15 protein-coding genes are annotated in these 12,809 nt (G+C 51.6%); 5 read left to right on the forward strand and 10 right to left on the reverse strand.

Annotated elements, in window-relative coordinates:
* Window positions 1–76: 76 nt before the first annotated feature.
* The 4 genes from hslU to ABJV08_RS10950 form a co-directional block, all read right to left on the reverse strand.
* The gene (gene hslU / locus ABJV08_RS10935; RefSeq protein ID WP_348039520.1) at window positions 77–1,378 is read right to left on the reverse strand and encodes an ATP-dependent protease ATPase subunit HslU; all 1,302 of its coding nucleotides are present in this window, start codon (window positions 1,376–1,378) and stop codon (window positions 77–79) included.
* A 43-nt stretch (window positions 1,379–1,421) separates the two neighbouring features.
* Window positions 1,422–1,988 (reverse strand): ATP-dependent protease subunit HslV, encoded by a 567-nt coding sequence (gene hslV, locus ABJV08_RS10940; protein ID WP_348039521.1) that lies wholly within the window; start codon window positions 1,986–1,988, stop codon window positions 1,422–1,424.
* 165 nt (window positions 1,989–2,153) lie between these two features.
* Window positions 2,154–2,393 (reverse strand): hypothetical protein, encoded by a 240-nt coding sequence (locus ABJV08_RS10945; protein WP_348039522.1) that lies wholly within the window; start codon window positions 2,391–2,393, stop codon window positions 2,154–2,156.
* 552 nt (window positions 2,394–2,945) lie between these two features.
* Window positions 2,946–4,232: an MFS transporter gene (locus ABJV08_RS10950; protein ID WP_348039523.1), complete on the reverse strand. Its 1,287-nt coding sequence runs from the start codon at window positions 4,230–4,232 to the stop codon at window positions 2,946–2,948.
* Between the two features lie 162 nt (window positions 4,233–4,394).
* Between ABJV08_RS10950 and pgsA the strand changes: the two genes are divergently transcribed.
* From pgsA to ABJV08_RS10965, 3 genes are read left to right on the forward strand one after another with little or no spacing between them, the layout of a single operon-like run.
* A complete protein-coding gene (gene pgsA, locus ABJV08_RS10955; RefSeq protein ID WP_348039524.1) occupies window positions 4,395–4,967 on the forward strand; it encodes a CDP-diacylglycerol--glycerol-3-phosphate 3-phosphatidyltransferase in 573 nt (190 codons plus the stop codon).
* Complete coding sequence (gene moaD / locus ABJV08_RS10960) at window positions 4,967–5,230, forward strand: molybdopterin converting factor subunit 1 (protein ID WP_348039525.1); 264 nt, start codon at window positions 4,967–4,969, stop codon at window positions 5,228–5,230. Before pgsA ends, moaD begins: the two co-directional genes overlap by 1 nt.
* Window positions 5,227–5,682 carry a molybdenum cofactor biosynthesis protein MoaE gene (locus tag ABJV08_RS10965; RefSeq protein WP_348039526.1) on the forward strand — a complete coding sequence of 152 codons (456 nt, stop codon included), beginning with the start codon at window positions 5,227–5,229 and terminating at the stop codon, window positions 5,680–5,682. The genes moaD and ABJV08_RS10965 overlap by 4 nt, the downstream gene beginning before the upstream one ends.
* On the opposite strand, the gene ABJV08_RS10970 is transcribed toward ABJV08_RS10965, so the two are convergent.
* Window positions 5,679–6,602, reverse strand: a complete 924-nt coding sequence (locus tag ABJV08_RS10970) for a hydrogen peroxide-inducible genes activator (RefSeq protein WP_348039527.1) — start codon at window positions 6,600–6,602, stop codon at window positions 5,679–5,681. The two genes, ABJV08_RS10965 and ABJV08_RS10970, sit on opposite strands and share 4 nt — an antisense overlap.
* Before the next feature lie 154 nt (window positions 6,603–6,756).
* Between ABJV08_RS10970 and epsC the strand changes: the two genes are divergently transcribed.
* Entirely contained in the window at window positions 6,757–7,461 is a 705-nt protein-coding gene (gene epsC, locus ABJV08_RS10975) for a serine O-acetyltransferase EpsC (RefSeq protein WP_348039528.1), read from the forward strand.
* Window positions 7,461–7,814, forward strand: a complete 354-nt coding sequence (locus ABJV08_RS10980) for a DUF2794 domain-containing protein (RefSeq protein ID WP_348039529.1) — start codon at window positions 7,461–7,463, stop codon at window positions 7,812–7,814. The genes epsC and ABJV08_RS10980 overlap by 1 nt, the downstream gene beginning before the upstream one ends.
* Before the next feature lie 37 nt (window positions 7,815–7,851).
* Here the strand turns inward: ABJV08_RS10980 and phoB are convergent, their stop codons facing one another.
* From phoB to pstC, 5 genes are read right to left on the reverse strand one after another with little or no spacing between them, the layout of a single operon-like run.
* A complete protein-coding gene (gene phoB / locus ABJV08_RS10985; RefSeq protein WP_348039530.1) occupies window positions 7,852–8,553 on the reverse strand; it encodes a phosphate regulon transcriptional regulator PhoB in 702 nt (233 codons plus the stop codon).
* A complete protein-coding gene (gene phoU / locus ABJV08_RS10990) occupies window positions 8,553–9,284 on the reverse strand; it encodes a phosphate signaling complex protein PhoU (protein WP_348039531.1) in 732 nt (243 codons plus the stop codon). Before phoU ends, phoB begins: the two co-directional genes overlap by 1 nt.
* A gap of 24 nt (window positions 9,285–9,308) precedes the next feature.
* Window positions 9,309–10,106 carry a phosphate ABC transporter ATP-binding protein PstB gene (gene pstB, locus ABJV08_RS10995; RefSeq protein WP_348039532.1) on the reverse strand — a complete coding sequence of 266 codons (798 nt, stop codon included), beginning with the start codon at window positions 10,104–10,106 and terminating at the stop codon, window positions 9,309–9,311.
* A gap of 53 nt (window positions 10,107–10,159) precedes the next feature.
* Window positions 10,160–11,422 (reverse strand): phosphate ABC transporter permease PstA, encoded by a 1,263-nt coding sequence (pstA, locus tag ABJV08_RS11000; RefSeq protein WP_348039533.1) that lies wholly within the window; start codon window positions 11,420–11,422, stop codon window positions 10,160–10,162.
* The gene (gene pstC, locus ABJV08_RS11005; protein ID WP_348039534.1) at window positions 11,415–12,800 is read right to left on the reverse strand and encodes a phosphate ABC transporter permease subunit PstC; all 1,386 of its coding nucleotides are present in this window, start codon (window positions 12,798–12,800) and stop codon (window positions 11,415–11,417) included. Before pstC ends, pstA begins: the two co-directional genes overlap by 8 nt.
* Window positions 12,801–12,809 lie beyond the last annotated feature (9 nt).

The following is a 12,809-nucleotide window of genomic DNA, read 5'->3' on the forward strand; positions in this document are numbered from 1 at the left end:
AGTTCGTGGCCAAACGGCATTCCGTTACAGATCCGAAAAAATTCCACTATGAATCATCGATATTCCGATACTAACATTACAAAACATATTTGGACAGGTCGGTATCTTTTGCAACTTCCGACAGTTGTTGCTCTACATAAGCTTCATCAACGGTAATATTTTCCCCGGCACGATCCTCGGCCTCGAAACTTATGTCTTCAAGCAGTTTTTCCATAACTGTCTGCAATCGACGGGCGCCGATATTCTCGACAGTCTCGTTTACACTGGCAGCAATTTCAGCAAGCTTCTTGATCGCACCTGCTGTAATATCGATCGTGACCTCTTCAGTGCCGAGAAGCGCGACATATTGAACCGGCAAATTTGCTTTGGTTTCCGTCAAAATCCGGACGAAGTCTGCTTCGGTCAAAGCCCGAAGCTCTACTCGGATGGGCAGGCGTCCTTGCAGTTCAGGTAGCATGTCGCTGGGCTTCGATATCGAAAAGGCACCCGATGCAATGAACAGGATATGGTCTGTTTTCATCGGGCCATATTTTGTCGCAACAGTCGTTCCCTCGATCAACGGCAAAAGATCGCGCTGTACGCCTTCGCGGCTGACCGATCCGCCTCGCACATCGCTTACCGCGATTTTGTCGATTTCATCCAGGAAAACAATGCCGTTGGACTCTGCATCGGTGATGGCTGAACGTGAAATGTCATCATCATCCAGACGCTTGTCCGATTCTTCTTCGACGAGCTTGTCCCACGCATCGGCTACGCGCATTTTCCTGCGTTTCAATTGGTTCTGGTTAAAGGCTTTCCCCATCATGTCCGACAAATTGATCATACCCATCTGACCATTCATCCCGGGCACATCCATTGGCATATTGGGCGTGTCTTCGACTTCGATTTCGATTTCGGTGTCATTCATATGATCGTCGACAACCCGCTGGCGAAAGCTCTCCCGGGTGGCTTCACTGGCATTTTCGCCACATAACACATCAAGCAACCGTTTCATGGCAGCTTCAGCTGCTGCGTCATGCACAGCCAACCTCCGGCGCTCACGCTCCAAGCGGACCGCCTCCTCTGCGAGATCACGAGCGATTTGTTCAACGTCGCGGCCGACATATCCAACCTCGGTGAATTTGGTCGCTTCCACTTTGATAAATGGCGCATCTGCAAGCTTGGCCAGGCGTCTGGAAATCTCGGTTTTGCCACACCCGGTGGGGCCAATCATGAGAATATTCTTGGGCGTAACTTCTTCGCGAAGTTCCGCGGGCAATCTCTGTCTGCGCCAGCGGTTTCTTAGGGCGACGGCGACAGCCCGTTTCGCATCTTGCTGACCGATAATATGTTCGTCCAACGCCTTTACAATAGCTTTTGGGGTCAGGTTCGCCTGCATGTTTTTTTCTCTTCATTCATCATTGAGGGGGGTAGGACTGGGATCAAGTTTCGCTGTCGAGTGTTTCAATGGTAACTTGATCATTTGTATAGACGCAGATTTCTGCCGCGATTTCCATTGCCTTTCTCGCCAATTTTTGGGCATTTTTCTCATAGTCCATCAAGGCCCGAGCGGCGGAGAGAGCGAAGTTCCCTCCCGATCCGATCGCAGCAATGCCTTCGTTAGGTTCCAATACATCACCGTTTCCGGTCAGGATCAAAGTGATGTCCTTGTCGGCAACAATCATCAGGGCTTCCAGATTGCGGAGATATTTGTCGGTGCGCCAATCTTTCGCCAATTCGACCGCGGCGCGCATGAGCTGCCCATTGTGGCGCTCCAATTTGGCTTCAAGCCGCTCGAACAAGGTGAACGCGTCGGCAGTTGCGCCGGCAAAGCCGCCTATCACCGAGCCATCATGCAATTGTCTTACTTTTCGGGCGTTCCGTTTCATCACGGTTTGTCCCATCGAAACTTGACCATCGCCGATAACGACGACTTTACCATTTTTGCGCACTGAAAGGATTGTCGTGCCATGCCATTGTGGCAGGCCATGTTGTTGATTTTCTGTCATGAAAAGAGATATGGGTAATCCAGCCCAAATGTGCAACCAAAGGCTTTAAGGCTTAGGCGCCGGTACCGCCATTCTGTCGATATATTTTGGGGTTAGACCTTCGAGCATGCAAAAAAAATGGCGACCAAAAGGCCGCCATTTTTAAAACTTGTTATCTGAATAAATTCAGGGAGATGTTGGCGTGTCGTCGCTGCCGTCGGCTGCGATGATGATGCCAGCAATCACTGCAGCTGCAGCGAGAATAGCAATAATAATGCCAGATCCGCCTTCAAGATCGCTTTCGCTCTCAACAGCGGCACCTGTACGCTCAACCGAAGAAACAGGCTGAACAGCCTGTGCCAAAACGGGTGCGCTTACAAGCGATGCGGCTGCTACTGCAGCCATTCCAATTTTACCGAAACGCATAATTTGCTCCTTCAGGGTTTCGCATTTCACTCAATACGCAATAGGCATTGGCATAACAGCCTTCTGAAATCAACCATGATGTTGTTTAGGATGGTGTTTTTCGGATTTAGTTGCAAAGATCACACAGGTTGAAGCCGCCTAAGAAAGCGAGCACCTCTCATCGCTGACCTCTCACTGACCTCCAACTTCTTAAGATTTGAAGGCATGCCGATCATGAAATTGAGAGATATGGGGGGCTGTACCAATTCAAGACGTTAACTATGGCCCCGAATTTCGCTCTGGAGATCATGGGTAACACAATGTTAACTGTCGGACATGACAAGACATAGATTAAGATCGTTGGCATTGCGGGACGAGGGTATAAGACATCCTTTTCGCCAAAGCCTGCCAATTGGGATCGGAAAGATCGCCAGCGCGCCCAAAGCAACACAGGTTGATGCTGTCTCGAATAGGAAATGGCTCAGCGATGATGCGAACTTGTTCCTGCTGAGCTTTCTAGCATTTTTTACGGCTTTCTATCTCTTCATCTTCTGATGTGTTCTCGAACCGTCTTCAATCGCTAGCGCGGTGAAGTTGTAAGCCAAGCCAGGCGGCGACGAGGCACATAGCGGCAACCAGCAGCAGTTGTTCTGTAGTGGAAACACCCATCATGCTGAGGCCCAGGGCGGCAAGCGCGCCCAACACCATGCAACCGGAATTGACCACATTGTTCGCTGCAATCGTGCGGGCCGTCTGACTGATATCAACGGTTGTGGTCAAAAATGCATATAAAGGCACCACGAACATTCCGCCGAAAATCGAGACGCCACCGAGCGTTCCGAGCAATAGCCATGCGCCATCATGAACTATGAAGGTTTTGAATGTATAGAGTTGGCCATCTGGCAGGCCCTCCCACGCGCGTGCGACAAAATAGAGAACGAGCACAAAGACACCCATGAGGATGACGCTTATAGGGGCAAATTTTGCAGAAACCTGACTTTTCAGCAATCGATTGACCAAGACTGATCCTAGAGCAATCCCGATAGAAAATACGCCGAGGAACAAGCTCGCAACTTGTGGTGTTGCCGTCAGTACGTTTTCGACCAAGGGAGGAAATTGGATGATCAAGACGGATCCGATCGTCCAGAAGAAGCTGATTGCTATGATCGCCAGATATAGTTTTCGAACGTGCAGGGTCGCTGAAACAAGGTGGATCGAAGAGCGCACAAAATTAAAGTCGATCTTCTCGACTTCCTTCTGTGCCGGTGCCGGAGGCATGAACTGGGCGGCTATGCGGCCAATTAGCGCGACAAGAAAAACGGTGATGACCGCAATCTCAACACCATTGCCGTCGCGGTCGATGATGATGCCACCGAGAATCGTGCCTGCCAGAATCGCTATATAGGTTCCGGCTTCCACCAACCCGGTGCCGCCGAGGACTTCATCTTTTTCGAGGTGCTGCGGCAGTACTGCATATTTGATCGGACCAAAAAAAGTAGATTGCAACCCCAGCAGAAACAACGCGGTTAGCATGATCGGGATGGACTGCAGCCAAAGTCCGATTCCACCGATGATGGCAATGAAAATTTCGAGCGTTTTTACGAATCGCGTGATCCGTGTCTTGTCATAATTGTCGGCCAACTGGCCAGCCAGAGACGAGAATAGAAAAAACGGCAAAATGAAGAGGCCGGAGGCGAGGGCGTTGAATGCAAAATCCTCGGATTCGCTATCGTAGATGCCGTAAGTCACCAGGATGACCATCGAGAATTTGAACAGATTGTCGTTAAATGCCCCCAGAAGTTGGGTAAGAAACAGTGGCAAAAACTTTTTTGTCCGCAGCAAATGTGCAGTATTTTGCATCAAATAAAAATCTCTTTTTGCTGGAAATGTTGGTGTCCTTTCATCCTTAACCGATATCGCCATCGCGTCAAACCGAATGACGGGAGGGCAAGACATGATTTCACATGCTAGTTGGCTGAATCGATTTTCATTTTCGAAGAATCTGTTTATGCGAAGGCTGCAATGTTGAATTTTCCAAATATATTGACGCTCTCGCGGATATTCGCCGTGCCCATATTGGTGTTTCTGCTGTGGCCGAATTTTGACCTGCTGGCTTCGCAGCCGTTGCCGATCGATTATTTGCTGGCCTTCGGTCTCTATTGTTTGATGGCCATCACAGATTATTTTGACGGATATCTGGCGCGATCGCAGGGCACCGTCTCAAAGCTAGGTATTTTCCTGGACCCTATTGCTGACAAAATCATGGTCGCGGCGGTGGTGCTGATGCTGATATACACACGGGACATCAACGGATGGCATGTTATTGCTGCCATTGTCATCTTGCTGCGTGAGATAACAGTGTCCGGGTTGCGGGAGTTTCTTGCCGGCCTGCAGGTGAGTGTTCCGGTTTCCCAACTGGCGAAATGGAAGACCGGGTTCCAAATGATTTCACTCGGAGCTTTGATTTTGGCTGGTGGACTACCGCAGTTTCCGATTGTCCAAGTGATAGGCTTGTGGACCCTGTGGGCGGCCGCGATACTGACGCTCATCACGGGATGGGACTATCTGCGTGTTGGCTTGAAGCATATGGATTGATGGATCGCTCGATTAACATAATCTATTTTGCATGGGTCCGAGAGCGGCTTGGAATCGATCAAGAAGCCATTCGTCTGGATGATGGGGTGAAAACCATCGAGGATTTACTGGCATTGCTGACCCAACGCGGCGCGGTTTATGCCGAGATTTTGGCAGATGCCGAAAAACTGCGCTTTGCGCTGGATCAGGATTATGCTGTTCTTGAGACACCAATCGGGTCGGCGCATGAAATCGCGATATTTCCGCCGGTGACCGGCGGATGATCAGGATAGAAGTCGCCTCTGATGATTTTGATTTGGGCAGAGAGACAAGCGGTGTTGCAGCCCAGGGCGGCGGTGCGATTGCGAGTTTTGTTGGCCAGGTCCGTGATGATGGTAATCTAGAAACGCTCGAACTGGAACATTATCCAGCGATGACCAGCAAGGCTCTTCAGGAAATTGCAGAAACGGCGTTGGTCCAATGGTCGCTCCATGCGATCACCATCTATCATCGCGTTGGCAAGCTATCGGTTGGCGAAAATATTGTTTTGGTGGTGACCGGATCAGATCATCGCGAGGCCGCCATGGAATCTTGTGCCTTCATCATGGACAAACTCAAGACTGTGGCGCCCTTCTGGAAGAAGGAAACCCGGGTTGATGGCGCCGAAACGTGGATCGAAGAACGTACGTCGGATCTGCAATCATCGGAAAAATGGGATATTAAGCGAAAAGCCTAATCATGAGCTTTTGAAGCCCAGTTTTGAGCGCCTTTCATAATTTCCGCGAGCAATCTAAATTCGCTCCCTCGCGGACTGTTCTTGCGCCACACAAGAGCGATATCCCGAGTAGCACGATCCGATTTTAGCGGCCTTGCAATGATATTGGTGTGATTCAATATTCCGCTGTCTATCGCCATTTTGGGGAGCAGGGTCAGGCCTAGGCCATTGTCCACCATCTGCACCAGCGTGTGCAGCGACGTGCCCATCATCCGGGCGGATGCCCTCAATTCTGGGCGGTTGCATGCGGCAAGCGCATGGTCTTTGAGGCAATGTCCGTCTTCCAAAAGCAACAGGCGGGTTTCGTCGATGGTCGCGGGATCAACCTGTGGCGGAGGATCTCGGGGATCGTCTTTCGGAAAGGCCACGAAAATCTCGTCGCTAAACAAGATTTCGGATTCAACATCCCCACAAGGAAATGGTTGTGCCAGCAAGACGCAATCTGCGTGACCATGGTGCAAAGAATCGCAGGCCGCCTGGCTGGTCTCTTCTTTCAGATAGAGTTTGAGTTCCGGCCGCTCTTTTCGCAATTGTGGAAGCAAGCGTGGCAATAGAAAGGGCGCGATTGTCGGAATCACGCTCATCCTGACATCGCCAGACAAGGGCTTTCCTGCTGATCGGGCCATTTCGGAAAGCTCTTCAGCCTCACGGAGTATCCGATGGGACTTTTCCACCATTTGATTGCCCAACTCTGTGAATCGAACAACACGGCGTGTGCGCTCCACAAGAACGATATCGAGCAGCGCTTCCAGTTCCTTGATTCCGGCCGATAGTGTGGATTGAGTTACAAAGCAGGATTCTGCAGCTTTGCCGAAATGGCCGTGCTCTTTCAGCGCTACGAGATATTGCAATTGCTTGAGCGTGGGCAGGTAGGTCGACATTATCGAAGCTTTCGATCAACTGAATAACATTGATCTAATATAGTGATGAAGGGTGGTTTGAAAAGCATCATCATCTTTAGGTTTCAAGAAAAGACTGGAAATACTCGACCGCCGCGCCTATTTTACAACCTATCGCAACTTCCGGAGGGATAATATGTTTCGGCAATTGGGCGCTTATCTGGATTCTATAAAAGCGCGGGACCCTGCGCCGCGATCACGCTGGGAAGTCCTGCTCTATCCAGGCGTCTTGGCCATTGGGATGCATCGACTTGCCCACTGGATGTTTAAGGGCGAACTTTATTTCTTTGCCCGTTTGATCAACCATATTGCGCGTTTTTTCACGGCCATCGATATTCACCCGGGTGCCAAAATCGGTGAACATCTCTTTATAGATCATGGCTTTACCGTGATTGGAGAGACTGCTGAAATTGGTGACAATGTAACAATTTATCAATGCGTTACGCTTGGCGGGACCAACCCGACCAATGGTGTGGGCGGCAAGCGGCATCCTACCATTGAAAATGATGTTATTCTCGGGTCTGGGGCCCAGGTGCTCGGTCCGGTTACGGTCGGCCAACGCGCACGTGTTGGTGCCAATGCAGTGGTCACACAAAATGTACCCGAGGGCGCCACTATGGTCGGGGTGCGCGCCCGACCTACATTGGTCGAGGCAACGGAATATCAAAAAGATTTTGTTCCCTATGGAACGCCTTGCAGTGAGATTTTTGACCCTTCAACGCAGAAGCTGGAAATTTTGCAATGTGAGATGGAGCAATTGCAAAAACGCCTAGCGTCCTTTGCCGAAGAACGCAGCAATGGTGATAAAAAGATTAAGACAAAGGGACGCGATCGCGCTTGATGCGGTTTACAGAATCCAACGTCACGGCTTTTCCGCAACGAGGAACTCCTTCTCAGATTGGGTTTGAACGCAAGGAATTGGACCGCATTCTCAATCTATATGGCCGCATGGTCGCCGCTGGCCATTGGAAAGACTATGCGATGGACATGCGCCGTGATGTCGCAATATTCGCCGCATATAGGCGGGCTTCCGAAAGGCCCCAGATAAGGATTGAGAAGCGTCCGGCGGACCGCAATCGCCAAGGCATGTGGTCATTGCATGGCGAGCAGGGGCAAGTGTTAAAACGTGGTCATGATCTTGCAGGCGTTCTGGCGCCGGTCGAGCGAAAGCTTGTCAAACTGGTCGCGGAGTAAGCCTGAACTTCAGCCATTTACGTGAAAAGCGATAGACTTATCTCTCTACAGCGTCGGTATCCAAAGCATAGCCAGCGGATCGGACCGTGCGGATAATGTCAGGTCGATCATTCGCATTAAGTGCCTTTCTGAGTCGTCTGATATGTACATCCACCGTGCGCAATTCGATGTCGCTGTCCTGGCCCCAGACACTGTCGAGTAGTCTCTCACGCGAAAATACCCAATTGGGGTGTTCCAGGAAATGGCGGAGCAATCGAAATTCGGTTGGACCGAGTGGTATTGTATCTCCGGCGCGTTTGACCTTGTGGCCAACGGTGTCCATTTCCAGATCGCCAAAGCTAAGCTTTTCGCCGGCAAGTGCGGGCCGGACCCGGCGCAGAACGGCTTTCACGCGAGCGATCAATTCACGCGGACTGAAAGGTTTGGTGATATAGTCATCCGCCCCGGTTTCGAGACCCCGGATTTTGTCTTCCTCTTCACCGCGCGCCGTCAGCATTATGATAGGAATATTGGCTGTTTCCGAAGATCTACGAAGCCTGCGACAAACTTCGATGCCAGACAAGGTTTCCAGCATCCAGTCGAGCAGAATTACATCCGGACGATGCTCCTGGACAAGCAATAAAGCTTCCTCGCCATCGGAAGTGTGGATGACATCATATTCTTCTTTTTTGAAATTCCAGGACAACAGCTCAGCGAGGGCTGCATCATCCTCGACCAAAAGTAATTTGGCATTTGCCATCAGTCAGCCCCATCACTCAAAGCGTCGTCGAGCGGAGTCGTCGGATTTTCTCCGCGAGTTCGTTCCGGCATGGGCTCGCCTGTGGCTGCAAAATAAACCATTTCGGCTACATTGGTTGCATGGTCGCCAATGCGCTCCAGATTTTTCGCAATGAACAGCAAATGGGCCGCTTCCCCGATATCCTTGGGGTTTTCTATCATATGGGTGATGACGGCTCGGAAGATGCTATTGTAAAAGTCATCGACGATCTGATCACGTCGGTTTACTTCCATGGCCAATTCCGCATCTCGCCGAGCAAAGGCATCGAGCGAGTCCCGGACCAGTTCGCTGGCTATTTTCGACATGGACGGCAAAAGCGATATGGGGGTCAGCCTGTGTGTCTTGGTAATCAGTGGAACCCGTTTTGCGATGTTCTTCGCATAGTCACCAATACGCTCGACCACCCCGGATATTTTGAATGTCGCAATCAATTCACGAAGATCATCGGCCATCGGAGCGCGCAGGGCGATAGTTTGAAAGGTCAGTTCGTCGATCCGCTTTTCCAGCTCGTCGATAAGCTTGTCTTCTCTTACGACTTCGGCCGCCAGTTCGAGATCGCTGTTTTCCAACGCACGCATCGCCTTGGCGATCGCCTGTTCGCTGCGGCCACCAATCTCTGCGACCATGCCTCGCAGTTCATTGATGTCAGAATCGAAGGCTTTGACGGTATGCTCTGTACCACTATTGACCATTGATTGTTCCTAAACTTCTATCTGTCACCCGTAGCGACCGGTAATATAGTCGCGTGTCTTCTCTTCCCGGGGATTGGTGAAAATATCTGTTGTTTCGCCATATTCCACCAGAGTGCCGAGGTGGAAAAATGCCGTTTTCTGGGAAACCCGTGCGGCCTGTTGCATATTGTGCGTCACAATGACGATCGCATATTTTCCGCGCAATTCATGGATGAGCTCTTCGATCTTGGCGGTTGCGATCGGATCCAAAGCGGAGCAGGGCTCGTCCATCAGGATCACTTCAGGGTCAACCGCAATGGCCCGTGCAATGCACAAACGCTGCTGTTGTCCGCCAGACAATGCCGTTCCGCTATCCTGCAAACGATCTTTCACTTCACCCCAGAGACCTGCGCGGTGAAGCGAGGATTCCACGATATGATCAAGTTCTTCCTTGCCGGTCGCGAGGCCATGGATACGGGGGCCATAAGCGATATTGTCGTAAATTGATTTGGGGAAGGGGTTTGGTTTTTGAAACACCATGCCTACCCTTGCGCGCAATTGCACAACGTCCATTTGCGGTGCGTAAATATCGTCGCCTTCAAGGGTTATGTCACCTGTAACTCGCGCGATCGGAATGGTGTCGTTCATGCGGTTCATGCAGCGCAAAAAGGTCGATTTCCCGCAACCGGATGGTCCGATAAACGCCGTCACGCTATCCATGTTTACATCAATTGAAACGTCATTAATGGCTTGTTTGTCGCCATAGAATACGTCGACGTTGCGTGCCGTCATTTTTGGCGGGCCAGTTTCCTCAGCAATGTCTTTCGTAACCGAATCTGTCATATTTGCGCTTTCAATCGATTCTTGCATGTTCTGATCGTCGTTCATTGGGATATCTACCAGCGGGTTTCAAAGCGATTGCGCAGGTAGATGGCCAGTGCGTTCATGGTCAGGAGGAAAAGCAACAGCACGATGATGGCCGCTGATGTTTTCTCAACAAATCCACGATCGACTTCGTCCGACCACAGGAAAATCTGGACCGGCAACACGGTCGCCGGGTCGGTAATACTGCTGGGTGGCGTGGCAATGAAAGCCCGCATGCCGATCATAAGCAAGGGTGCCGTTTCGCCGAGCGCCCGGGCCATGCCGATAATCGTGCCGGTCAGAATGCCGGGCAGAGCCAAGGGCAGGACGTGATGGAATACCACTTGCAGCGGGCTTGCGCCGATTCCCAGAGCGGCTTCGCGAATAGATGGTGGAACCGACTTGACCGCATTGCGCCCGGAAATGACAATGACCGGCATGGTCATCAAGGCCAGTGTCAGGCCACCCACTAGCGCGCCTGATCTGGGCATGCCGAAAAAGTTCAGGAACACCGCTAGGCCAAGCAGACCAAAGATGATCGATGGCACCGCGGCAAGATTGTTGATCGATACTTCGATCAAGTCCGTTAGTCGGTTCTTTGGCGCATATTCTTCAAGATATAGCGCGGCGAGGACACCAACGGGAAAAGCCAGCAACAAGGTCACTATCATGGTTATGAGGGAACCTTTGAAAGCCCCCCAAATACCCACTTGCATGGGATCGGTGGCATCCGAATTGCCCAGAAAATTCCAGTTAAACCCAGTTGAAAGCTGATCACCCAGTTCGGCAACTTTCTTTTCAGATTCGGGATTGCCTTCCCCCTTATAGGCAACGTCCAAATCGGAAACGACCGGCAAATACACGGTGGTTTTTTGCCCGACAATTTCTGGGTTGCTCAGGATCTCGGCGTTGACCGCCGTCCAGCCGCCAGGCGAGAATAGGTCTGTACCCTTCTGGCCATACTGGATTTCAATGCTGCTATCGACGATATCGCGCAATCCCATGACCTGTAAATTGGCGTTGGCGTTGGGACCTTCAAACTGACTCGGAGATGCACCACCGGTGGCTGCTGGAAAATCGATTTCTACGGGCAGTTCGGTTTGCGTAAAACCAAGGAACCCGTTGCCCACCATGACCACCAGCAGAAACGCCAGAAAGCTAACGGACAGCATGATAGCGGCCATGCCCATAGCTTTGAATCGCCGTTCTGCAGCATAGCGGCCCGCGATACGCTTCTGCATTTCGGCGCCTTGCCAATCGGTCGGGCGGCGCTTTGTGTCGGCTAAACTATTCATAAGCTTCCCGGTATTTCTTGACTACGCGCAAGGCGATGAGGTTGAGCAGCAAGGTGACAATGAACAGGACGAGACCCAAGGCAAAGGCCGCTAGGGTTTTGGGACTGTCAAATTCCTGGTCACCCGTCAGCAACTGCACGATCTGAGTGGTGACGGTCGTGACGCTGGAGAACGGATTAGCGGTCATGTTCGCGGCGAGACCGGCGGCCATAACAACGATCATCGTTTCGCCAATCGCTCGGCTAACCGCCAACAACACGCCGCCAACGACGCCGGGAAGGGCTGCTGGAATAAGAACCTTCTTGATGGTTTCGCTGTTTGTCGCACCCATTGCCAAGGAACCGTCACGCATCGCGCTGGGAACGGCCGCAATGCTGTCATCAGCCATCGAAGACACGAACGGAATGATCATGATGCCCATAACGACACCCGCTGCGAGAGCCGATTCAGAAGACGCGCTAGAAATACCAATGGAAACGGCGAAATCACGCAGCGTAGGTGCCACTGTCAATGCCGCGAAATAACCATAGACCACGGTGGGTACGCCGGCGAGGACCTCCAATATGGGCTTCATCCAGGTGCGGAATTTTGCCGGAGCATATTGAGTCAGATAGATAGCGCTCATTAACCCGAGCGGAATTGCGACGATCATGGCAATGATTGCCCCGATGAATACCGTACCCCAGAAAAGCGGGATGGCGCCAAATCCGGTTTCGCCTCGAGGGCCAGCAACTGCTTTCGGGTTCCACTCTGTGCCGAACAGAAAGTCGATCGGCGATACCATGGAAAAGAAGCGGGCCGATTCAAAAACCAGCGACAGAAAAATGCCGACCGTGGTGATGATGGCAATTAGCGATGCGAGCAATAGAACCAGCATTGTCACGCGCTCTATCTTTGTTCGGGCTCTGAGATCCGGTTTAATCTGCAACCAAGCAAAGACGCCGCAGGCAAACACCATGAGAAGGGCCGCGACGGCTCCGATCATCTGAAAATAGGAGATGGCATCGCGATAGGGTTCAACCATAGATTGGGACAACGGGTTAAATGCGTTGACCTGATTGCCATAAGCAATTGCGCGCGCTTCGGATAGAATTGCCGCTCTGGCAAAGCCACCTTGTGGCAATTGCGCCGCGGCGGGACTGGTGAGCGCGGCATCGGTGATCAAGGTGGGACTCGCCATGGTCCAGACAACCATGAAAATGGCCGCCGGCAAAATAGCCCAAAGAGCAACATACCAGCCATGATAGTTGGGCAAGGAATGCAGAGCAGACCGGGAGCTTTTGCTATTGGTCTGCAAGGATGCCGCTTTCAGGCGTCCAAAAAACCATGCGACAAGGCCCAAGCCTAGGACGAGGAATAGAAGCGTTGCACTGGTCACAATATTGGG

Source organism: Parasphingorhabdus sp., from assembly GCF_039982395.1.
GTDB lineage: Bacteria > Pseudomonadota > Alphaproteobacteria > Sphingomonadales > Sphingomonadaceae > Parasphingorhabdus.